This is a genomic window from Algoriphagus iocasae, from assembly GCF_014206875.1.
GTDB lineage: Bacteria > Bacteroidota > Bacteroidia > Cytophagales > Cyclobacteriaceae > Algoriphagus > Algoriphagus iocasae.
Window position 1 is genome coordinate 1,084,724 of record NZ_JACIJO010000003.1, and the last position, 24,291, is coordinate 1,109,014.

17 protein-coding genes are annotated in these 24,291 nt (G+C 37.9%); 11 read left to right on the forward strand and 6 right to left on the reverse strand.

The genetic code is table 11. The features are described 5' to 3' along the window. Positions 1–182: 182 nt before the first annotated feature. The 5 genes from FHS59_RS18865 (at position 183) to FHS59_RS18885 (ending at position 8,614) form a co-directional block, all read left to right on the forward strand. On the forward strand, positions 183–737 hold the full coding sequence (locus FHS59_RS18865) for a hypothetical protein (protein ID WP_184496969.1): 555 nt from the start codon (positions 183–185) through the stop codon (positions 735–737). A gap of 78 nt (positions 738–815) precedes the next feature. Then, complete coding sequence (locus tag FHS59_RS18870; RefSeq protein ID WP_184496970.1) at positions 816–1,544, forward strand: hypothetical protein; 729 nt, start codon at positions 816–818, stop codon at positions 1,542–1,544. A 262-nt stretch (positions 1,545–1,806) separates the two neighbouring features. Further along, entirely contained in the window at positions 1,807–5,157 is a 3,351-nt protein-coding gene (locus FHS59_RS18875) for a transglutaminase family protein (RefSeq protein WP_184496971.1), read from the forward strand. A gap of 29 nt (positions 5,158–5,186) precedes the next feature. After that, positions 5,187–7,724 carry a circularly permuted type 2 ATP-grasp protein gene (locus FHS59_RS18880; RefSeq protein WP_184496972.1) on the forward strand — a complete coding sequence of 846 codons (2,538 nt, stop codon included), beginning with the start codon at positions 5,187–5,189 and terminating at the stop codon, positions 7,722–7,724. Then, complete coding sequence (locus FHS59_RS18885) at positions 7,721–8,614, forward strand: transglutaminase family protein (RefSeq protein ID WP_184496973.1); 894 nt, start codon at positions 7,721–7,723, stop codon at positions 8,612–8,614. The genes FHS59_RS18880 and FHS59_RS18885 overlap by 4 nt, the downstream gene beginning before the upstream one ends. Positions 8,615–8,643: 29 nt before the next feature. On the opposite strand, the gene FHS59_RS23580 is transcribed toward FHS59_RS18885, so the two are convergent. Next, positions 8,644–9,942, reverse strand: coding sequence for a DUF3472 domain-containing protein (locus tag FHS59_RS23580; RefSeq protein WP_184496974.1), 1,299 nt, complete (start codon positions 9,940–9,942; stop codon positions 8,644–8,646). 132 nt (positions 9,943–10,074) lie between these two features. Here FHS59_RS23580 and FHS59_RS18895 point away from each other — a divergent pair, with 132 nt between their 5' ends. The 4 genes from FHS59_RS18895 (at position 10,075) to FHS59_RS18910 (ending at position 17,188) form a co-directional block, all read left to right on the forward strand. After that, complete coding sequence (locus FHS59_RS18895; protein WP_184496975.1) at positions 10,075–12,045, forward strand: FG-GAP repeat domain-containing protein; 1,971 nt, start codon at positions 10,075–10,077, stop codon at positions 12,043–12,045. A 292-nt stretch (positions 12,046–12,337) separates the two neighbouring features. Continuing rightward, positions 12,338–13,438, forward strand: coding sequence for a hypothetical protein (locus FHS59_RS18900; protein WP_184496976.1), 1,101 nt, complete (start codon positions 12,338–12,340; stop codon positions 13,436–13,438). 4 nt (positions 13,439–13,442) lie between these two features. Beyond that, positions 13,443–15,236 (forward strand): Kelch repeat-containing protein, encoded by a 1,794-nt coding sequence (locus FHS59_RS18905; protein ID WP_184496977.1) that lies wholly within the window; start codon positions 13,443–13,445, stop codon positions 15,234–15,236. Positions 15,237–15,529: 293 nt separating this feature from the next. After that, positions 15,530–17,188, forward strand: coding sequence for an amidase (locus FHS59_RS18910; protein ID WP_184496978.1), 1,659 nt, complete (start codon positions 15,530–15,532; stop codon positions 17,186–17,188). Positions 17,189–17,200: 12 nt separating this feature from the next. Here FHS59_RS18910 and FHS59_RS18915 read toward each other — a convergent pair whose 3' ends face one another. Both FHS59_RS18915 and FHS59_RS18920 read right to left on the reverse strand, forming a co-directional pair. Then, entirely contained in the window at positions 17,201–17,680 is a 480-nt protein-coding gene (locus tag FHS59_RS18915) for a hypothetical protein (protein WP_184496979.1), read from the reverse strand. Positions 17,681–17,686: 6 nt separating this feature from the next. Further along, on the reverse strand, positions 17,687–18,949 hold the full coding sequence (locus FHS59_RS18920; protein ID WP_184496980.1) for a sulfite oxidase: 1,263 nt from the start codon (positions 18,947–18,949) through the stop codon (positions 17,687–17,689). 333 nt (positions 18,950–19,282) lie between these two features. Here FHS59_RS18920 and FHS59_RS18925 point away from each other — a divergent pair, with 333 nt between their 5' ends. Then, positions 19,283–20,302: an aldo/keto reductase gene (locus FHS59_RS18925; protein ID WP_184496981.1), complete on the forward strand. Its 1,020-nt coding sequence runs from the start codon at positions 19,283–19,285 to the stop codon at positions 20,300–20,302. A 51-nt stretch (positions 20,303–20,353) separates the two neighbouring features. Here the strand turns inward: FHS59_RS18925 and FHS59_RS18930 are convergent, their stop codons facing one another. After that, entirely contained in the window at positions 20,354–21,076 is a 723-nt protein-coding gene (locus FHS59_RS18930; RefSeq protein ID WP_246388515.1) for a ThuA domain-containing protein, read from the reverse strand. A gap of 140 nt (positions 21,077–21,216) precedes the next feature. On the opposite strand from FHS59_RS18930, the gene FHS59_RS18935 reads away from it, so the two are divergent. Continuing rightward, the gene (locus FHS59_RS18935; protein ID WP_184496983.1) at positions 21,217–22,917 is read left to right on the forward strand and encodes an amidohydrolase; all 1,701 of its coding nucleotides are present in this window, start codon (positions 21,217–21,219) and stop codon (positions 22,915–22,917) included. Positions 22,918–23,208: 291 nt separating this feature from the next. Here FHS59_RS18935 and FHS59_RS18940 read toward each other — a convergent pair whose 3' ends face one another. Together FHS59_RS18940 and FHS59_RS18945 are read right to left on the reverse strand one after the other, a co-directional pair. Further along, complete coding sequence (locus FHS59_RS18940) at positions 23,209–23,553, reverse strand: putative quinol monooxygenase (RefSeq protein ID WP_184496984.1); 345 nt, start codon at positions 23,551–23,553, stop codon at positions 23,209–23,211. Between the two features lie 116 nt (positions 23,554–23,669). After that, entirely contained in the window at positions 23,670–24,116 is a 447-nt protein-coding gene (locus tag FHS59_RS18945; RefSeq protein ID WP_184496985.1) for a YybH family protein, read from the reverse strand. Positions 24,117–24,291: the final 175 nt, after the last annotated feature.

A 24,291-nucleotide genomic window follows, 5' to 3' on the forward strand; every position in this document is an offset into this window, starting at 1 on the left:
TGATTTTGGCTGGAATCTATTGTTTAATACAGTAGATCAGGGATTTATGAGATTTTATATGTAAAAAAAATCCTCACTCTGTGGGGGATCTAAACAATATTAACTCATGTCCCAATTCTTTGAACCCTTTAAAGGATTGAATGATGAGGCATTCTTTTTTGATAAGATTTTGTATTTTCTCTATGATACTGCTCGTATCAGTTTCCTGTCAGGATGTTTTAGATATTCTACCATTAGAAACTACTGATGAATTTATTTCAGCATCCATCAATGATCAGGTTTTTGAGGTGGAAGGAGGGAAAAGCATCCTGGACTCTGAGTTCGTGATTGCTGAAATGGTTGAAGATCAAGACCATTTTTTATTGACCGTTTATGGTGTTCAGGTGGCTGATACAAAAGAAGTCACAGCCATGGGTTTTAAACTTGGAGGAAAGTCTTTGGACGAACTTGAAGTTGGAAAAGAATATTCAGAATGGGAGTTGATTGAAAATTCTGAAGTGAATTTTGAAGGGGTGATGGGAGCCGTAGAGAAAAGAACCTCGCCTAACTCTGACGATCATATTTATAAAGCAAGTTCAAACCATACAGGCGAAATCTCCTTTATAATCAATGAGATAGATATAGAAAACAAAACGATTTCAGGAGAATTTAATTACAAAGCAAAAGATAAAGACAGTGGGACTTTGCTAGAAGTAAGGAATGGCAAATTCGAGAAAATTGAATGGGTAATTCTTTAACGCATTCTACCTAAAACAATTGAAAAACACCTTTTACTAATACAAACCAATCCAAAACAAATTAAAACTATGAACACGATGAAAATCAGAAACTTAATGATGGCCATGGCTTCAGTAGCAATCGTTTCCTCTTGTACGGAGGAAAAAGAAGGTCCGGCTTTTCCAGAAAGTGAGGTAAAAGTATCTGCCACAATAGGCATGAGTGAAGAAGATCCAAATGCAAGGGTGAATAATTTGGTCTATGGTAATTTTGAAGTGACTGACGTAAAACTATCTATTGATAATGTCAAGTTGATCTTAAGAGCCACCAATGAGGATACCAAAAAACCTACGATTGTTCAGATTAGGGATAAGAACCCTCAAATCTTGACATTGGTTGAAAACGGTGAAGTGATGGTCGCTCCAATCGGAACTGTCATGGCAGCAGATGGAGTTTATGGAAAATTAAACTTTGATTTTGTGCTTCCAGATGTTCCTGAAGACGATGAAATGTATGGATCATCTGTGATCGCAAAAGCTAAATGGTTCGATATCCCTGCGGTTATCAATATGCAACTGGAAGACGAAATGGTTCTACAGTTTAACCAAGGTCTAGAAGTTGACGGTGCACAGGATTATTTATTGACCATGTACGTGGATAAAATTCTGGAAGGTATTTCTCCAACTTTGGTAGGTGATGGAAACGGTAACGGTACCATCGAAGTTGGTCCAAATAATGAAGATGGAAATAGCGAAGTGTATGAAGCCATCATTGCCAACATCCAAAATGCATTAGTGCTAAAGAATGGTAAGTTCAAGGATAAATAATCCTTTAACTCGGAATTAAAAACCCAAATAGTTAATTTCTATAAAGCATCGGTCTTCTGGAAAACTCCAGAAGATTGATGCTTTTTTTATTTGGACTCGGATTGTGACATAATAAATGCAATGCTACTTTTTATCTAATGATTAATTTCTGGCTAAATTTCACTTAGTGTCAATCTTATTTTAAATTACTGAAGTAAGAATCGCCCAAATAGCCCAGTTCCAGAGTTGGAATTCCTGTTTTTGACAAAAATTAATTTTTAATATGTCCATTAAAGTTGCTGTAAGGCATTTTACCCGGTACGATTACGATCGTCATATTGCACTTGGTCCACAGGTCATCAGACTTAGGCCAGCACCGCATTCCAGAACATTTATCAAAGGGTATTCTTTGAATGTGAAACCTGCTAATCATTTTATCAATTGGCAACAGGATCCATTCGGTAATTATCTGGCAAGAATTGTCTTTCCTGACAAAGTCAAATTCTTTGAGATAGATGTAGAAGTGATTGCAGATATGGTGGTAATCAACCCCTTTGATTTTTTTGTCGAAGACTATGCAATGACTTTTCCTTTTGCCTATGAGGAAAGTTTAAATGCCCAGTTAGGCCCTTATCTCGAGCGTAAAGAAGCGGGTCCTCTATTGCTAGACCTCGTCAAAAAGGCCAAAAAACTGCTCACCAAAGACATGATAACGGTGGATTATTTAGTCGCCATCAATCAATTGATCCATCAAGAGCTTAGCTATAATGTACGAATGGAGCCAGGAGTCCAGTCTTGTGAGGAAACATTGACTTTGTGTTCTGGTTCCTGTAGGGATTTTGCTTGGTTGATGGTTTTGGTACTTCGGCATCTTGGTCTTGCTTCCCGTTTTGCTTCGGGCTATTTAGTGCAGTTAAAATCTGATGAAAAATCCTTAGATGGCCCTTCTGGACCTGAAGAAGACTTTACCGATTTACATGCTTGGACGGAAGTTTTTGTGCCTGGAGCGGGTTGGATTGGTTTGGATTCTACTTCTGGATTATTTGCTGGAGAAGGACATATTCCCTTGGCTTGTACCCCAAGTCCTCAAGATGCAGCCCCGATTTCTGGAATGGCAGAACCTGCAGAGACAGAATTCCATTTTGCAAATGAAGTAACTAGAATTGAAGAAACCCCGAGGGTAACCAAACCCTACTCAGAAGAAGACTGGGAGAAAATTCTTCAAGTTGGAGATAAGGTGGATCAGGATCTTCAGGCAAATGATGTTCGCTTGACTATGGGAGGGGAGCCTACTTTTGTCTCCATTGACAATCAGGATGCTCCGGAATGGAATACTGCTGCAGATGGAGAGCATAAAAGGAAGCTTTCAAATATCCTGTTTCATAAATTGAAAGGAGAGTTTGGACATGGTGCATTGATGCAATATGGGCAGGGAAAATGGTATCCCGGCGAGCCTTTACCTAGGTGGAAACTTGCCTGTTTCTGGCGAAAAGATGGTAAAGCGATTTGGCATGATGATTCCTTGATGGCTGATTTATCAAAGGATTATAAACTGAATAGCAGGCATGCAAAGAGTTTTGTGAATAATCTTGTCAAGCAATTAAACGTTGACAAAAACAATATTTCACCTCTTTACGAAGATCCTTTTTATTTCATTTGGCAGGAGGGAAGAGTTCCTAAGAACATAAATCCGAAAAAATACAATCTCAAATCCTCACTAGAGCGGCAAAAGCTTGCTGAACTTTTGAATAAAGGCCTTGGAAAACCTGTTGCGTTCTCAATTCCTTTGGAATGGGAGTTTAATGAGCAGAGATGGCAAAGTTGCAAATGGAAATTCCGTAGAGATGATATCTATCTTGTTCCCGGCAATTCCCCTGCAGGACTTAGGCTTCCTTTAGATTCCATCGAACATACAGATCCAGAAAAAGAACCTGTTTTTCCCGAAAGAGACCTTTTTGCAAGTGAGGTGAAGTTGCCAAAATCTTCCAAAAGGCTGAAATCTAAAAAGTCACCAATCAATTCTAAGAGAATTTTCAAAACCACATTGGTGGCAGAGGTGAGAGAAGGAAAGCTATTTGTATTCTTTCCACCTACCACTCATTTAGAGCACTATTTGGATTTGGTGAGTGCCGTAGAGCGGACAGCCAAAAAGTTAAAAATCCCGATTTTGATTGAAGGATATGATCCACCATCTGACTCTAGAATAGAAAAGATGATGATTACTCCTGATCCAGGCGTCATAGAAGTAAATATTCAGCCTGCAAAAACCTGGAAAGAAGTAGTTCATAATTACGGGGTGCTTTATGAAAAAGCACGTGAATCAAGACTGATTTCGGAGAAATTCAATGTAGATGGAAAACACACTGGAACAGGAGGGGGAAATCATATTACCCTAGGTGGAACAAGTCCAGAAAACAGTCCATTACTTCGTAGACCGGATGTTTTGCGGAGTTTTATTACCTATTGGCAGCATCACCCAGCATTGTCATATCTCTTTTCTACCCAATTTATTGGACCAACCTCTCAGGCTCCAAGGGTTGATGAAGGGCGAGACGATATGCTTTATGAACTGGAATTGGCTTTTCAGCAGGTTCCAAATGGAAAAGAAAATGAAATTCCTTTCTGGATGGTAGATCGTATTTTCAGGAACCTATTGGTGGATATTACGGGGAATACACACCGAGCAGAATTCTGTATAGATAAATTGTATTCACCAGATTCTAGCAGCGGAAGATTGGGTATTCTGGAGTTCAGAGGATTTGATATGCCTCCTCATTATCGGATGAGCATGGTTCAGCTGTTGTTGATCCGCGCATTGATGAGTTGGTTTTGGAGAGAACCTTACTATCATAAGTTGGTACGATGGGGAACGTCTTTACATGATAAATTTCTGCTTCCACACTATTGTGAAAAAGATATGAAGGAGGTGATTTTGGATTTGAAAAAGGCAGGGTATGATTTCGATATTTCATGGTTTGCACCGTTTTTCAGTTTTAGATTTCCATTTATCGGAGAGTTGCAATCAGATGAAATTCATATTGACTTGAGGATGGCTATTGAACCTTGGCATGTATTGGGAGAAGAGATATCCAGCTCAGGAACAGCTAGGTATGTGGATTCTTCCTTAGAAAGACTTCAGGTGAAAATAAGTGGACTTACTGACTCGAGATATCAGCTGATGTGCAATGGTTTTAAGATTCCTTTAAAAAACACAGGAGTTCAAGGGGAATATGTTGCGGGGATCCGATATCGCGCTTGGCAACCTTATTCTGCCCTTCACCCAACAATCGGAATTGACACTCCATTGGTGATTGATTTATTTGATACCTGGACCAAAAAGTCTGTGGCTGCTTGCCAATATCATGTAGTTCATCCAGGTGGCAGGAGTTATGATAACTTCCCCGTCAATAGCTATGAAGCTGAAGCTAGAAGAATTTCTAGATTTTTCGACTTTGGACATACCATAAGCTCAGAGAATCCTGTTAATTTCACGGCTTCCGAAAGTCTAAATTCCGGAAGATATATTACAAAAATAGAGGGCCAAACTACCTATGAGGGAGAGATGGAAATCGTCAATCCTGAATTTCCTTACACGATGGATTTACGTCGATATAAGAAGAGTGGATGGGTATAATCAGCGTTTAATTAGTTCAAATTGGTCAAATGATTGAGTCTTATCTTATTGAAAAAATGTTCAATAATGCGCCGTTTCTTGACGAAATGGCTACCGATCAAGGTAAAATACATAGCCATTGGGAAAGGATAGCTAGGTATTACGAACAAATTGGGTCTGAGAAAATGCGGCAATTCCAAGAGGAAGTCAGCCGCCAATTGCGTGAAAACGGAGTTACATATAATGTCTATGGGGATCCAGATGGGATGAACCGTCCTTGGATTTTGGATCCTGTGCCCATGGTCTTCAATTCTGAAGAATGGGAAAGAATAGAAAAGGGACTTATACAAAGAACCCAGCTGCTCAACCTTATTTTAAAGGACTTGTACGGAGATCAAAAGTTGATCAAAGAAGGGCTATTGCCATTCGAGCTTATTTATAATCACAAAGGATTTCTTCGTCAAGCACATGATATTCAGCTGGAAGGTGAGCAGCAATTAATTCAATATTCATCCGATTTGGCCCGTGGGCCGAATGGAATGATGTGGGTTTTGCATGATCGGACTGATGCACCATCTGGAGCTGGATATACTTTTGAAAACAGAGCTGCTATGACTCGTGTTTTTCCTGAGTTAATCAGGGAAAATCATGTCCGAAAAATCACCTCTTATTATCAGACCTTTAAAAATACGCTTAGTAGCCTTACCAATAATAAAGAGAACCCAAGAGTGGTCTTGCTTTCTCCTGGACCTACTAATGAGACTTTCTTTGAGCATGCTTACATTTCCTCTTTTATGGGATTTACGCTTGCCTTCGGAGAAGATTTGACGGTAAGTGGCGGGTATGTTTGGCTGAAAACCATCAAGGGTCTGGAAAAAGTAGATGTGATCATCCGAAGAGTGGATGATGTGTTTTGTGATCCTTTGGAGTTCAAAAATGACTCACATCTAGGTGTTGTGGGATTGATGGAAGCGGTTCGCCAGAAAAAGGTTTTGGTAATCAATCCTCTTGGATGTCGGGTTTTGGAAAACCCAGGATTAATGGCTTTCCTTCCTAAGATTTCAAAAGTGTTTCTTGGTGAAGACCTTATTCTTCCTTCGGTGGCAACATGGTGGTGCGGTCAGGAAAAAGAGTTGAAATATGTTTTTGATCATATAGAAACTTTGGTGATCCGAAACATTTACCGTGGAACAAACCATAAATCTGTTTTCGGTGGAGATCTGACCGAGGAACAGTTACAGAATCTCAAAAAGCAAATACAAAGAAATCCCTACATGTTTGTAGGTCAGGAAATGGTGGATTTCTCCACTTCGCCTTCTTGGATCAACAATAAACTAGAAGCAAGGAACGCTGTTTTTAGAAGTTATGTGGTCGCAGATTCTGAAAACAATACCTATAATGTCATGCCTGGAGGCCTTTCTAGAAGTTCTCCGGAAAAAGGTGCATTTCTAGTTTCCAATCAAACTGGTGGAATCAGTAAAGACACTTGGGTTTTAGGCAAGCCAAAAGATGTAATTTCTAAGATTCCAAAAATTGTCAAATCTCAGCCATTAGTTAGAACAGTGCTGCCGAGTAGGACAGGGGAGCGACTCTTTTGGTTGGGGAGATATTTAGAAAGATCTGCTTATGCAGTTCGATTGATGAGGATGACGCTTCTTTCTTACAATGAAGCAGATGAAGACATTCATATTCATGAAACTCCTGTTTTAAGCACCTTGCTTAAGACTTTGACGTTGATGACGGGAACTCTTCCAGGATTTACAGAAAAAGCAATATTGAAAAATCCTGAATCCGAACTTTTGGATTTAGTTCATGATGTGGAGAAGCCTGGAAGTTTGGCTTTCTCTATTCAGTCCTTCCTTACCAATGCTTTCGCTGTTCGAGATCGTCTTAGTTTGGATACTTGGCGAATTCTGGATAGCATTTCAGAGGAATTGATCAAGATGAGGCAGTCGGAAAATTCACTACTCAAAGCATACCATAATCTTGATAATATGGTGGTGAAATTGATGGCTTTTTACGGATTGAATATCGACAATATGACAAGAGAAACTACTTGGCATTTGTTGAACATCGGTCGATTTATTGAGTCAGCTGTAAATAACTGCACCATTTTGAGAGGGATGCTATCCAAATCTTTTGATACAGAATCCAATAAGGAGCTGATGGAAGATACCCTACGATGCAATGAAAGCTTGGTGACTTATCGATATAGATATCGCTCTAATCTTGAGATGCAAGGCGTTTTAAGCCTTTTGATTCTTCATGAAGACAATCCAAGGTCTTTGATATTTCAACTTTTGGAAATTGACTCTCATCTGAAAGCCCTTCCAAACAAAGATGAACACGAGCAATTTGGCATTGAAAGAAAGAAGCTATTGGAAGCAATCACAAAAATCAGGCTGTGTGACGTGACTGAGATTTCGACCCTTGATCTAGAATCAAATGAATATTCTCAATTGATAATTCTTTTGGATAAGACAATTGAATTGCTGCATGAGACTTCTGATTTGATTTATCAGAAATACTTCAGCCATACTGGTTCAGCTTACAGCATGATTCAAACTTCTATAATTCCGGAAATATGAACTATCAGGTCATCCATATCACCGATTATATTTATGAGTTTCCGGCAGCTTTATGTCACAACTTGATGTTTCAAATTCCACAAGATTCTGAGTTTCAGAAAGTGGATAAGTACGTTTGTGAAATCAGCCCTAAACCTAGTTCAGAAGAAGAGAGAACGGATTTTTTTGGAAATAAATACCTTTATTTCTCTGTGGAGAGGTCCCATAAAAAATTGACTGTCACTTCCCAAAGTGTTTTAAAGTTGAATTCTCCAGCTTGGATGAAAGTAGATCCAAAATCAACTATGGCTTGGGAAAAAGTAGTGGAATGGCTGCATACAACCAAAGCTCCAAATGAAGTAAGGCAATATTATTTGGAATCAGATCATGTGAAATTTATCGAAGGAATAAAGGAATATACCTTAAAGTCTTTCACTCCAAGTAGGCCAATTATGGAAGCCATGATCGATTTAAATGATCGAATTTTCAAAGATTTCGCGTTCACTCCTGGATTTACGGATATCAGTACACCATTGGAAAAGGTATTTGAGCATAAAAAAGGAGTTTGTCAGGATTTTGCACATTTTTCTCTGGCTTGCCTTCGAGTGATTGGATTATCTGCCAGATATGTGAGTGGATATATTGAAACTATTCCTCCTCCAGGAAAACCAAAATTAATTGGATCGGATGCTTCACATGCTTGGATTGCAGTATTTATGCCAGAACAAGGATGGGTGGAATTTGATGCTACCAATAATCTTTTGGTAAACGACAAACACATCCGAGTGGCAGTAGGAAGGGATTTTGCAGATGTTACTCCGCTTAAGGGCATTGTTTATAGCGGTAGCAAACAAGAAATGAAGGTCAGCGTAGATGTGACAAATTTGGATCAGGATTATTTATTGAATTAGATTCTAATTTTAAACTTTCAGCAAAACTTTTAAGGTAATATCTGCCAATCAATCACAGGAGGATTTCCACTTGCATTTCTTTGATGCATGCTGTTGAGTTCAGTACACTGATCAAAGAATCCCCCGTTTTGAAGGAAAAATTTCCCATTGGCTTCACCACCAGCATAATCCAATCTATATTCTCTTTTGGCGATATCATCACCAGTGAATCTAGCTTCAGTAAGCTCAATCCATTGCCCATCTGTCGTCCTTGCCCATTGATTGGTGTAAAGAGCAGATCTTTGAATATTTCCTTTCTCAGGAATGAAATTCTCCAAAAATGAATGAGGTCTTTTGTACCAAGTATCTGTTTTAGGTCTTAAAAAGCTCGCAATTAATTTCCATTCCTGCTTTTCAGGATCCATAAAATAAGCTGTATAAATGGTGTTTCCTTCTCCATCAGGCTCTACTGAGTTAAGAAATCGATAGGTCTTTCCAGCTTCCCAAGGGTATTGAAGATAGCTTTGCCCTCCAGATCCTTCATTTCCAAATTCACCAGTATAGACATCTTCTCCTTTCTTCAACAATTTGATTTTTTCTTCATCTGGGATCTCACCAGGATTATCTGTTTTGAAAGGACTCCATACAGAAAACAGTATTCTGCGCTCAGTTTCTGAATTTACCTGGATTCCAAAATAACCTTCTCCAAATCCATTTGCCATGAAATAAGAACCTATTGGATCTTGGCCAACCGGAACGGTGACTTCGTTATAAAACCATTTAAAGTTCTGGTTTTCTGGTAGGGTGTATGATAAATGAACAGATGGACCTCTTCGACCCCAATAAAACCGATTATCGATATTGTCTCTGACAAAATTCAAATCCAATTCTCCATCATAGGATATTATTAGGTTTTTGATCTTCGCAAAATTACTTCCCTCTTTATCAATTCCTTTAAGTTTAATCTCATTGTAACCTTGTTTTAGTCTCATTTTTCCAATCAGGATTTTACCTGATTCACCGGGATTTAACTTTAATTGAAAGGATTCATTAAGACTTATTGAAATTTCTGAAACTCCCTGTTGTTCAATAAGATCTAAGCTGATCTCTACTTCTTTTGGTGCTGAGGATCTGAAATAAATGCTGAATTCAGTTTCACTTTCTGACCAATTGGAAATGCCTTCTTCATTTATTTTTTCTAGCTTATTTCCAAAACTCTGGTACGTATTTCCTCCAAGCGGAATTTCTATGCTGTTTTGAAAAGACGAACTTGGATTTTCAGCTTTAACCGTACAAGAAAAAGAGGTGAGAATAAATAATGTTGAGAAAAGTATAAGGCTTTGTTTCACAGGAAATATAATTTTTGATTAAAGATAAATGCTTCTTTCCAACAAAGCAGGATAGATGAATCAGATTCAATTTGTAGACTTCCATAAAAATTAAGCATTTTAGCAAAGAGCTGGGAATTTTAATATGCAAGCATGAAGAATAGGATTTGTTCAGTATTCACTTTTATCATTTTTTCTTTTCTCCTTTTTTCACTTTCCTCTTTTCAAGGAAAACAGGATTCAGAGCTCAAAAAGCAATTTGATATTGTAAAATATAATGATCCTGATGCTACATCTTTTTTAGGCGTTGGGCTCTGGGCTTGGCCAATTCCGATTGATTATGACAAGGATGGAGATATGGACCTTTTGGTTTCCTGTCCGGATAAACCATTTAATGGATTATACTTTTTTGAAAATAAAGAAGGAGGTGATTTTCCTGTTTTTGAAGAGCCAGTAAAACTTGGGCCAGCAATTCCTCAGATTCAAGTTTCACATACAGAGGATGGCGTTTATGTAACTATTCCTGGTAAAGAATTGAAGGATTTTGAAGAATCCTTATTACAGAAACCTGTTGATATATTTCCTTCAGATGAATTGATCAAGAATATGGAAAAGAAGCCTCGGTTTAACCAATGGAAAATGGTGGATTTCGAGGGAGATGGAGATTTGGATGTGGTAGTTGGAATCGATGATTGGAATGATTACGGATGGGATAATGCTTTTGATGATCAAGGAAATTGGACCAATGGGCCTTTACATGGCTATGTTTATTTGTTGGAGAACAAGGAAGGTAAATATGTGAATCAAGGTAAAATTTTGGCCTCCAAAGAAGCTATAGATGTTTATGGCGCACCATCGCCCAATTTTGCAGATTTTGACAGAGACGGAGATCTTGATTTGATCTGTGGAGAATTTTTAGACAAGCTGACGTATTTCGAAAATATTGGAAGCAGATCTAATCCAAGCTATAAAAAAGGTGTCTTTCTGACCAATGCGGATGGTTTGGTAAAAATGGATTTACAAATGATTATTCCTGTTTCTATCGATTGGGATCAGGATGGTAATACAGATTTGGTGGTTGGTGATGAAGATGGAAGGGTTGCTTTAATTCGAAATTCAGGCAAGTTAAAAGAAGGAGTTCCGGTATTTGAATCGCCAGCATATTTTAGACAGAAGGCGGATAATCTTAAGTTTGGTGCTTTGGCTACTCCTGTTTCTGTGGATTGGGATCAAGATGGTGATGAAGATTTGATCACCGGAAATTCGGCAGGATATATCGCTTTTATCGAAAATGCAGGTGGAGGATCCGAACCTGTTTGGAAAGAGCCTAAATTATTGAAGTCAAATGGCAAGGTGTTGAGAATCCAAGCTGGTGAAAATGGATCTATCCAAGGTCCAGCTGAGGCAAAATGGGGGTATACCACCTTATCAGTTGCTGACTGGGATGGAGATGGAAATCAGGATATAATTTTTAATTCGATTTGGGGGAAAGTTCAATGGATTCGAAATACTGGAACTACCTTGGAAGATCCTAAAACCATTGAAGTGGCTTGGGGGAATCAGTCAATTGTTTATCCAAATTGGAACTGGTGGAAACCAGAAGGTAATGAACTTGTCACTCAATGGAGAACCACTCCCTATGCCATCGATTGGAATAAAGACGGAATAATGGATTTGGTTATGCTGGATCATGAAGGGTATTTGAGTTTCTTCGAAGGATCAAAGAATCAATCTGGTACTCATGTAGTCATGCCAGGGAAAAGAATTTTTTATGGAAAAAGTGCTTCCGTTTATACAAATCGAAATATTGCTCAAAATGCTGAATCAGGTGAGTTGAGGTTGAACAATGCGGAAGCAGGAGGAAGTGGAAGGAGGAAAATCAGTTTTGTGGATTACGATTCTGATGGTGACTTGGATTTGCTTGTCAATAGTGTTAACGTTTCTTTATTTGAAAATATAAGCCAAACCAAAGACAAAGTGATTTTTAAAGATAGGGGAACTGTTTCTGATACGATTTTAGCTGGGCATACTACAAGTCCAACATTTGTGGATTGGAATAAAGATGGGATCTGGGAGATTTTAGTAGGAGCCGAGGATGGACATTTTTATCATTTGGAGAGGTAAAGACATGCCTGACGTATACCTATATTTTATTTGGTAATATTGTTCTGTTTGGAAAAATGATGGAATAATAATAATTTTTTCCAATTAAAATTCTGTTTGGTGTAGGAGCTATAAATAATGAATTTGTCTTAAAAAATATTTTTAAAACTATTCTTAGGACTACCTTTTTTTTTCGTTTTTAATTGCGTTCTTCGCAGCAAATACGACCAGAAATTTTAAAGATTAGTTGAAAAAAAACGTCATTCCCACTGCTAATGTTAGATGGAATCTTTTATTGGCCAGCTTTTTATTTTTGATCCTTCTCTGTGAACAAGCTAATGCTCAAAGAATAGATCCTAAAAAAAATGATTACATAGTATTAGGTGATACAGCTCAGTCAGACGGATACATCCAAGACTTCCCAGTAGAAAACAACACCGTAATTTTCTACAAGAGAATGAAAAACCATGAATATCAAAAATATAGTGTGAAGGATGTGAGTGAGTTTTTTGTAAAAGACCGAACATTCTATAGAAGAAACATATCCTTTCATGGCAATGAAAAGCTTGTTTTCCTGCAAAAAATTCCTCACCCCAAAGAGGATCAAATTCAGCTTTGGAAACTTACTGAAGATAAAGATTACTACTTTTTGGAGACTGCAGGAAGTCTTAGTCTTCTTGAGAATGATTCTTATCAACAGGTGTTCAGGGATCTATTGAACAATCCTATTTTGGATCCATTGATTGACATCACTTCTCTCGAGGAGTATAGTTTGATCTATTTGATGGAGACCTCTGAATCGATCGCAAAACCTAGGACTTTTAATCGAACGATTACCTTCAGTGCTTATCTTGGTTATTCCTTTAACTCAAATCATTTCAAAATTGATAATTCCCTGCTAGCTCCCAAAGTTTCAGGAGGAGGACCTACTTTCGGGTTCAATTTGGAGTTTTTTGTCAATAAATCGAGAAATCTGTCAATAAACCTAAGTCCAAGCTTATCACTATTTGACAATCAGGAATTATTGAATACTAACAAAGTAGGTAATCGACTGGAAACCGATTATTTTTTGGAGTATACCGCCTTAAACTTCCCGATTTTGGGAAGGTATTACTTAGATATCCAACCAAATAAATGGAGGGCTTACGGAGAATTTGGTTATAACTACGGGCTTTTTAATTATAAAAAGCTGGGTTTTTTCCAGGCTCATGTTGAAGGCAGTGCAGTGACTACAACTGTTGGGGAATTCGAATTAGAAAAGCAGTATTACGGATTAATCGGAGGATTTGGAATCGAAAAGTATTTGAAGGATGCGAAATCCTTTAGTCTGGGATTTAGAAGTACTAGTCTTCAGTCAACTAATCGATCAGAAAAGTTCGTGACCATGTTGGGTTTTATTGGCTATAAATTTTAATAAAATGAGAAAGAGCATTTATAGTATTGCAACAGCAGTAGTATTTTTTCTTATTGGATGCCAGCATGAAGAAACAGTTTCTCCTAGAAATTACCCCTTTATTCAGAGTATTGATGTCAATTCGATCGATGAAACCGGGGCAATAGTTGAGTTCGAAGTTTTGAAGGAAGGGAAAATTGCAATTGAAAGTTATGGAGTGGAATTTTTGGAGGAAAGTGTATTCCAACAATATAATCTCCCTAAAGAATATTTAGTAATAGAAACACAAGGTGCACCTGGGCAAGAATTGATTTCCTATAAACTTAAATATGATCTAAAGCCTAAAGTTGAATATTTGGTAAAACCATTCGTTCGTTCGGGAAACACAACTATTTATGGTGAATCGATCCAATTTTATAGCAAAGGGGTAAATGCACCAATAATTTCAGATGTTTCAATTAATGAGATTTCTGGTTCAACCCAGTTTAAAATAACAGGAGATTATTTCAGTTCAGTCAAAGACCAGAACCTGATAGAAATCCCATTCATTGAGGAGTATTTTAACATTGAAATTATTTCTAGCACTCATCAGGAGTTGACTGTAGAATTGACTAGAAATAGCAGGCCGATGACAACCCTTGGGGACGCTTATGATCTCAAGTTAACCGTGATGGGGAAATCGGTGACCTTGCCTGAACATTTTACATTTGGGTATCCAAAAATTGAAACTATCAATACACTTGCTGCACATGTCGGACAAGAAATCTTGATAACCATTGACAGGGAATACGAAGGGAATCTCATACTCTCTATAAATGATTATCCTACAGGGAATTACCAACTCATTGAATTGGAAAAAATAAATCCTACAACATATAAAGGAACTGTATCAAATTATTTGGCCGGATCATTTGACCTGAAACTAGTTGGCAATGATTTTATCTATGTGTATCCACAAAAGTTTGAAATAAAAGAAAGCTGGAAGTTCATTACAGATAGTTTCCAGCATGTTAGTTGGCCTAGCTATCAAATGATACCTGCCGGAAACAAATTGGTATTTTGGAGAAATGACCTTTCTACCAATTATTACTATGATCCATTGAGTAATGGCATAACAGAATTACCGGCTTTTCCTGGAGCAAAAGAAGAAAGGAATGGAGTCTATCTATTGGGTACTTCTAAATCAGAGCTTTTCGTAGGTTTTGGTTATAAAATCCTTGAAAGTTCTGTTCAGCCCTATCTGGATCTGTGGAAATTGGACTTGAACACCCTGCAGTGGAAAAGAATGGATGATTTACCACTTGGACATAGTTTTTTGCATCGGTTTTTTGAATACCAAAATAATATAATCGCAGTCTCTAATTTGGAAAAGAAATACCTCCAGCTTGATCCAATCTCTGGTTTTTGGAAGAAATTAAGTTTTGATGTTCCTGAATTTGTAAAAAGCAATATTCGGATGTGGGCACAGCAAGACTATATCTACTATTTCCAAGAAAGAACTTCCTATCTGGTATTGTGGAGATTTAGGTTAGGGGAACAGCCAGAACTATTTGGTGAATTTCCAACTTTGAATTCTAGAGAATTAATCGGATTAAAAATTATTGGAAATGAATTTTACCTGAGCAACCATTCCGATAATTATAGCATTGATTTGCTCACCAAAAAAGTGAGTCGTTATCAAACAATTTTCTTTAATAATAATGACTTTCCAATTGAAAAAATGTGGGGATTAATACCAGGAAAACCCTATACTTTCCCTTTGAGTAGCAGATTTGATTCTTACGATTTTAGAATGTATCAACTCAATTTAGAAAATTAAAATCTCTGATCGTTATCTCAATATAGCAATTCAAAAACGGATTAGTTTAAAAAAATGTAAAGGACAGTGAAAAATCAGTCCTTTACATTTTAAAAATTTCTTAGGACCAAAGCCTGTTTTTTTAACTTCCTTCTTCAAATCTCCAGAAACCACTCATCAAAATTCAAATCTTAAGCCCTCTTTTGGATGGTTTCTTCTTTCTCTTCAAGAAGTATTACCTTATTTTAGACAGTTGAGTTTTGGATTTCTTTTGAAGTAATGCTCTTTTTATAAACCACTTTCTCATGTTATCTATGAAAAAAATTTACCCTTTAGCGGTATTTTTTATCGCTTTAGCTCTCTTTTTCTCTTGTAAAACAAATGAGTCTGGGTTTAGCAAAAAGGATATTAAAAGTTCTCAAAAACTGATAGGATTGGAATTTGAGAAGCCTGCTATAGAAACCATGTATGATTATTTGGGAAGAAATAAAGCCGGGTATGATAGCTTGAGATCTTACGAAACCCCAAATGAGGTTTTTCCCGCCATGATGTTTGATCCACATCCAATGGGATTTATAGCTTCTTCAGAGAAATCAGATCTGGTATTCGAAATTCCGGATAATGTATCGGTTCCTGAAAACTTCGAAGAAATCGCATTTTTCACCATTCCCCAATTAGCCTCTTTGATCCAAAATAAGAAAGTTACTTCAGAAGAACTCACTCGATTATTTATTGACAGAATCAAGCGATTTGATGGAGAATTGGAGTCTGTAATCACCTTGACTGAAGAATTAGCTTTGGCACAAGCAAAAAAAGCAGATCAGGAAATTGCTGCAGGGAATTATAAAGGCATCCTTCATGGTATTCCTTACGGTGTGAAAGATCTGATGGCAGTGGAAGGCTATCCGACAACTTGGGGAGCCGAACCCTATAAAGATCAAATGATAAATTATACTGCTACGGTCGTAAAGAAATTGGAAGAACAAGGAGCAGTTTTAATTGCAAAATTGGTTTCTGGTTCCCTTGCTAGAGGGGATGTTTGGTTTGGTGGGAAGACCAAAAACCCTTGGGATCTTACACAGGGAGCAACTGGTTCATCTGCAGGTTCAGGTTCAGCCACTTCTGCGGGATTAGTACCTTTTGCTTTGGGAACGGAAACTCTAGGTTCGATTACTTCTCCATCTACCCGCAACGGAGTGACAGGATTACGACCAACATACGGTCGAGTAAGTCGCCAAGGTGTGATGAGTTTAAGCTGGTCTATGGATAAAATCGGACCTTTGGCAAGGAATGCAGAAGATTGTGAAATCGTTTTTGCAGCTATTTATGGCAAAGACCAACAGGATCCAAGTACTAATGATGTTCCTTTCAATCAGGTTTTTAAGTTGCCAAAGGAATTGAAAATTGCCTACCTCAAAAAGGATTTGGATAAAGACACCACTATCACTGGTGATAATTTGAGGGCCTCATTAGAAGTGTTTAAAGAAATCGGGATTCAGGCTGATTCGGTCGAACTTCCAGAAGGCTTTCCTTATTCGGCCTTTGATATCATCTTAAGAGCTGAGGCTGGAGCATTTTTCGATGAACTTGTACGCTCTGGTGAAGTAGATTTAATGGTAGAGCAGGATGGAGGTTCAAGAGCTAATTCTCTTAGACAATCCCGTTTTATTCCGGCGGTTGAATATCTTCAAGCCAATCGACAGAGAAGAATGTTAATAGAGGAAATGAATGTACTTATGAAAGAGTATGATGTCATTATTGCCCCAAGTTATCGGAGCAGGCAACTATTAATCACCAATCTGACCGGACATCCAGTAGTTTCAGTTCCAAATGGATTTGATAAAAAGGGGAGGCCAACAAGCTTTACGCTGATTGGTAATTTATACGATGAAGGAAGTATTCTTGCTTTGGCAAAAGCCTATCAAAATATGACAGACTTTGATGAAAAGCATCCTCCGAAGTTTATGGAGTGAGAAGCTTTTGATTTAATCCAATTCATACCATTCAATATCTTTCAAAGGAGCTCTTCTTCCTACATAAGCTTCTGGTGCATAATGTTCTGCCAAATAATCTAAAATCACATCTTCACTTTCTCCTAGAGGCCATAAACCTTGGGTTTCCTGCATCCATTCTATTTTAGCTTTCCAACCTTCCCTTGTGAATCTATTTTGAATAATTAAAGCGCTGGAATGGCAGTTGGTACAATTCCCTTTCACAATCTCAAAACCATTTCCTAATACCAATTGAGTTTCAGGATCCAGATCTTTTCCTTCTTGACTGATCGCAAGGGAATCTAATTCTGTTAACTCAGCCGCTTCCTTTCCTGAATCCTTACTGGAATCAGAATCGCTTTGTATCCAAGTGATCAAAAACAAACCTAAACTCAAAACCAGAATCAAAGCAATAAATGCCAAAATCCGGTTTTTCAACTGCATGTATTTCGATTGATTTTTCTCGTCTTGCATAATGGGTTAACTTACTTTGACGGCAATTCTATGACAAGCATTGTTGAGATAACCTTTTGGATTCCAGCCTGGTATTACCATGGGTTGAGAATTTCCTTCACTATCTGTTGCTTTGGCCCAAACCTCATAATAGCCTTCCTGTGGGAAACTCAGTTCCACATTCCATTCCTGCCAAGCCAATCGGTTTTTTGGCTTTTTCAATTGGCATTTAATCCAAGTTGCTCCAAAGTCAATGGATACCTCCATGCCTGAAACTTCCAATTCTCCTGCCCATGCTTTTCCTCTCACAGCCAATTTTCTTGATTTATCAAACATGGCTCCAGTCTTAGGGAAAGTAATCAAGGATTTAACTGGCATGGATTCGATGATTTTCATATCCTCATCCGGAACTTTGGTGCCAGGAGCCACTGGATATTTGGGAACACGATAGGCATCGCCCATCATTTTAGCTCCATTATGGACTTTATTTCGTACTACTATCGTATGAACCCATTTACCGGAAACCGAAGCCGGCCATCCTCCTGCCACCAACCTTAATGGATATCCATGTGCCAAGGGAATATCTTCTCCATTTAATGCCCATGCAAGTAAAGTCTCATCCTGCATGGCTTTAGACATAGGAGCGCCACGTGAAATAACTACTTCATCGGCTTTGCCATTGAGATGCTTGTCTGCTCCATAATATCCTATATAAACGGCATCTGATTTAATCCCAACAGCCTGAAGAACGTCCCGAAGTCGAACACCGGTCCATTCAGAACAAGCCACAGCTCCTTCTTCCCATTGATTTCCAGAAGCTGGTGGGTAAAAGCCTGCTCTTCCATTGCCTCCGCATTCCAAGACCAATTGATACGTGTATGGCTTAAAATTCTTTTTCAATTCATCTAAAGTAAAGGTCTTTTCCTCGACGACTGATTCACCGGAAATTTTTAAAGTCCAGGTATCTGCATTTACATTCTCCGGAATCAATCCATTGTTTCGGATAAAAATATTCTTAGCAGGAGTGACGGCATCATCCAATAAATGAGGTCTGGCTTCCACATTCCACGGTTTTTCATTCCGAATGATCATTTCTGGATTCTTTCCATCCATAGGATTGCTTTGAAGACTAATCGCCACAGGGATGTAGTCTTTTGGCATGGAAGCAGCATAAACAATATCTGCTCCCAACACTGCTGAAAAAGTACCTAAAAGGCTCTTTTTAATGAATTTTCTTCGATCAGCGCCAGATAAATTGGAAAGGGTTAATTTGGGATTTCGGGAAGCCATAAGGATTAACAAAAATGTTCAATAAATATATGGAAGTTCATAAAAGTACAAAGGATGTCAGAAGTCTAAAAACTTGATATGTATATCCGCTTTTTTTACCAGTAGCCCAAAAAAAGGTTTTAGGTATATTTCAACCTGCTGTGGACAGTGGACTGTCGTCGATGGACGAGATTGTCCGCGACTTTCTAAACTCAATCTTTAATTACTGGCTCCATTGCGGATAATCATGAAACTTGAATCAAAATTCCAAAATCTATTATCTCCCGAAACTGTTTTTGAAACATCATTGTTGAAAAAACAAGATTCATTTTTAACCTAAAAACAAAACCATCGATGAAGTACAATTATGTTGGGAATACAGGTCTTTTAGTATCGGAACTATGCTTTGGAACCATGACTTTTGGAGGTCAAGATGCAGGAATGTGGGATAATATCGGGAAACTCCAACAAAAAGAAGTAAACGAAATGCTTACTGCTGTGGTGGATTCGGGAATCAATTTTATAGATACAGCAAATGTTTATTCCTATGGCCAATCCGAGCAACTCTTAGGTCAGGCTTTAAAAGACCTATCCATCAAAAGAGATGAGATCATCATTGCCACCAAAGTTCTGGCAAGGATGAATGATAAACCGAATAGTACAGGTCTTTCCAGATACCACATTTTCAATTCGGTTGAAGCAAGCCTTCAAAGATTACAATTGGATTACATAGATATTCTGTACGTCCATGGCGTGGATCCAGCTACCTCTTTGGAAGAAATAGTACGCTCGCTCAATGATATCGTCGAATCTGGAAAAGTACGATACATTTCTATTTGCAACTGGCCAGCATGGATGGTTGCCAAAGCACAGACAATTGCTGAGTATAGAGGATATCATAAATTCATCGGCTTACAATATTATTATGCTGCAGTGAGCAGGGATATTGAACATGAATTAGTGCCCATGGCAAAGAATCATGATTTGGCGATTTTCCCTTGGAGTCCTTTAGCAGGAGGTTTTTTGACGGGGAAATTTACCAGAGAAGAAGCAGACGAAGGTTCCCGAAGAGCTAATTTTGATTTTCCTCCTATTGATAAAGAAAAGGCTTATGATCTGGTTGATGTTATGGGTGAAATAGCAAAAGTGCATGACGCAAGTATCGCTCAAGTTGCACTAGCCTGGGTTAGGCAGCAGCCTGGAATTACCAGTACTATCATTGGGGCGAAAACTCTGGATCAGTTAAAGGCGAACATTGAATCAACTAACTTGAATCTGACTCAGGGTGATTTATCCAAGATTGATGCGATAAGTCCACTTCCTAAGCAATATCCAGGTTGGATGGTAGAAAGACAATCTAATTATAGAAAGTAGAATTTTCACTCAGTTATAAAAGGGAACTTCAGGGTATTGGAGTTCCCTTTTTTAATTCTCTGATGCCCAAAATATTGCATTGGCAAACATTTTCTTAAACTCTTCCACATCTAATAATTTGGCATCGTGGCCAAATAAGAAATAGACATTTCGGGCTTTTTTACTTTTGTTTTCCCAAATCACCGGATGATCACCCATTTTTATATCCGAATCAGGTCTATAGCTATTCTCATCTACATTGGCCAGAACATGAACGTTCTCTCTGGGATTTTTATCGAATACATACCATTCGTCGTCAGGAAGTTCAAAGGATTCAGGAATTCCTTTAAAAACAGGATGTGATGTTTCCTCTAAATGAACTGTCCCAGTGGCTTTCTCAGCAATATAATTTTTGAATCTAATCCCACCCATAAAATCTGAAAACCATGGCCACATGGGATAACCGTCAAATTCACCCAATAAAGTAGCATGATGAAACCCGATCCAGCCACCCTGACCTTCATCTATATACTTTTCAAATGCCTTTTCACCTACTTTGCTCCAGGTATAAGGAGGGTAATTCAATTGAATAATCAGATCAAAATCTTTCAGATCAAGGCTATCTAAGTCCTTGGCATGATTCAATACCAAATAGTCCATTTTGTTTTCCTCTGAAAACTTTTCCAGCCAATCTAAAGCAACAAGTACAAACCCTTCATGCTGATCTCCTCTTTCAGTTAAAACCAATGCTTTTATTGGCTTTGACTGAGCATGTGATTTCAAACAAAAAATCATAAAGAAGCTTACTAGATATATTAAAGATTTGTTTATCATAGGTTTAGAAGTCTGAGTTTTATCATGTTTTAAAAATGCGATATTCTGAACTATTTCCTCTAAGGAATATTAAATTTAAACAGTGGTCAAACTTAAGAATTATGAAAAAGACTTTTATTTCAATCTTTATTTCAGTTTTGTTTTTTAGCTGTAATACCAAGCCTGCTGATTCAGAAAATTCTGCCACAGTTTATTTTGGAGGGGATATTTTGACCATGGTTGGAGATGAACCTAGCTACGTTGAGGCACTTGTAATCAAAGATGGTTTGATTAAATTTGCTGGAACAGCAGCCGAAGCCATGAAAATTGCAGGTTCCGGTCATCAGATGATTGATCTTGCAGGCAAAACTTTATTGCCTGGTTTTATAGATGGTCATGCCCATTTTGCCAATTTTTCATCTCAAGCAATTGGAGCAATTTTGCTTCCCTCGCCTGATGCTTCCGTAGACAAAATGGAAGATTTAATTGCCACATTAAAGGATTGGAATACTCCTGAAAATAGAGCCTTGACAGGATGGATTTTTGGAACTGGCTTTGACGATTCTGTATTGGAGGAAAAACGCTTTCCTACCAAACATGATTTGGATCAAGTGAGCACAGAATTTCCAATCATTATCATACATATTTCAGGACATTTTGCTGTGGTCAATTCTTTGGGCTTAGAAAAATTAGGGATTACAGCAGATACCCCTAATCCTGAAGGTGGAATTATAAGAAGGGAGCCAAATTCCATGGAGCCAAATGGCGTCTTAGAGGAATTGGCAGCAATCCCTCAGATGCTTAAGGCTATGAGTCCAAAGACCGAAGAAGCAAATCAGAAATTTTTTGATGCTGGACAGGAAATGGCACTTTCTTATGGATACACGACAGCGCAGGAGGGAAGAGCCATGCAAAATCATGAGATGTTAGCTCAAATGGCAGAAAAGGGCAAATTGAAATTGGATGTGGTGAGTTACATCGATTACCTTTTTGTGGATGATTATATGCCTACCAAATGGAATAGCAAAACCTATTTTAATCATTACAGAATCGGTGGGATGAAAGTAACACTGGACGGATCTCCCCAAGGTAGAACAGCTTGGAGAACCATCCCTTATTTGATTCCTCCTGATGGTGCTTCCAAAGATTATGCAGGTTATCCTGCTATCCCAAGTGATTCTGATTTAACAGAAATCTATAGAAAAGCCCTAGTTAACAATTGGCAAACCCTGACCCATACCAATGGTGATGCGGCAGTGGATCAGATGATCAGCACGCTAAAACCTTTATTTGAGGAATATGGAAATGAAGACCGCAGGTTTGTAATGATCCATGGTCAATATATCCGTTTTGACCAATTGGATGAGTTGGCAAAAATGAAAATTATAGCTTCTCTGTTTCCTCTTCATACGTTCTATTGGGGAGATTGGCACAAGCAAATCATTGGGGATTCTCTTGGAAACACAATCAGTCCTACACGCACAGCACTAAATAAAGGTTTGAAGATTACTATTCATTCAGATGCACCTGTTGCGCTTCCCAATTTGATGCGGGTCGTCTGGACTGCTGCAAGTAGAGTTTCCAGATCCGGTCAAATCCTTGCTGAGGAGGAAAGATTGACTCCCTACGAAGCCTTACAGGCAATCACATCTTGGAGTGCTTACCAGCATTTCGAGGAAAATACCAAAGGAACTCTTGAGAAAGGAAAATTGGCAGACTTGGTGATTTTGGATCAAAACCCTTTGAAGGTAGATGTTGATAAAATAAAGGACATTGTAGTACAGGAAACTATCAAGGAAGGAGTATCTGTATTTAAAAAATAGGAGCAGGATTTAAAATAATTTTGGTATCAAAATCAATAAAAATCCTGTCAAAGCCACTTTGAAAGAAGTGCAATATGCATGGTAAAAGTAATTTCCGAAAGACAATTTGAGTATCCATTTTGGACTTGTTCGATGTCTTTTCGAATTACTTAGTGTTAGTAGTATTAACTGTTGGTTATCAGTTGATTCGTGTGGCCTATGTCAATCCAGTTTCAATTCTAATAGCAAATTGTTAAAAAAAGCGACTCGATTATAGAGTCGCTTTTTTAATAATTCAATACTTAAAAGAGCTTAAATTGATGAGTGAAGAATATACTTTTTAGCTGGTAATGGTGCTATTGCTACTTTCAATTCTTCAGAAAGATTTCCATAGATATCCCCAGTAAAATCAGAGATAGCTGTTAATTGCCCAAGTAACTCGCCTACATTTCCCATATGCGCCAATACAGCATCAGAGTTTGAATATGTTTCTAGAACTTGACAAACTGTTCCTTCAGAATTTAAATACCATTCATACCTTTCAGCACCAGTCTCATTCGCTTTGACTTTTTCTATACATTTGGGAATTAAGGATTTGAATTCTTCTTCCTTTCCTGGGTGTATTTCGAATTTTGCAATGAGGTGTATTTTTTTCATGGATTTTTTGTTTAGTAGATTGATTCGGGACTATAACAGTTAGTGAAAGAGGTGTTTATTAATTCGTAATCTTCCAATTTTATCCTTATTCGATATTCTGCTATCTATTAATTTCTTTAATCTGAAACTAGGCTGGATTTAGAGATTAACCATTTACCACTAACCTTCTTTAAGGTATTGGTATATTTTCCAGAAACATCAACTGCTTGTCCACCTGCAATTCCCTTAAGTTGGTAGGTTCCAAGCATGGTGATTGAACCATCAGGATTTTGCTCATAGCTAGAATTCTGAATTGAAACCATCAATTGTGAATCTGTAAAATCTGCCTCTATTCCTGCGGCAATTTCTTTTTTACCCTTAAAAGTTCTACCATCAGAAAAGATTCTTTCTGCATCCATGGTGTAGAATGCAACTAATGATGCCACATCTCGATCATTGTAAGCTTTTTCGTAATTCTTAGCGATTGTTGCTAGTTCCGCACTGAGGTCCTGTGCATAAAGAGGGACTGAGATCAAAGTGCAGATAATGAGGCAAAACAATCCAATTGAAATTGACTTTTTCATAAAAATGGAATTAAAAATGGTGCCTACTCTAGACAGTTTTCGGCTACTCTGTTATAATCCAAGCGTAATTGTATCCGGAAAGCCCAAAAATTTAAAATTCACTGAAGTGTCGAAAAAGTTGCACTAAAGAAATGGCTTTCTTGTCTTAGGAAATTACAACAAATAGTTGAATTAT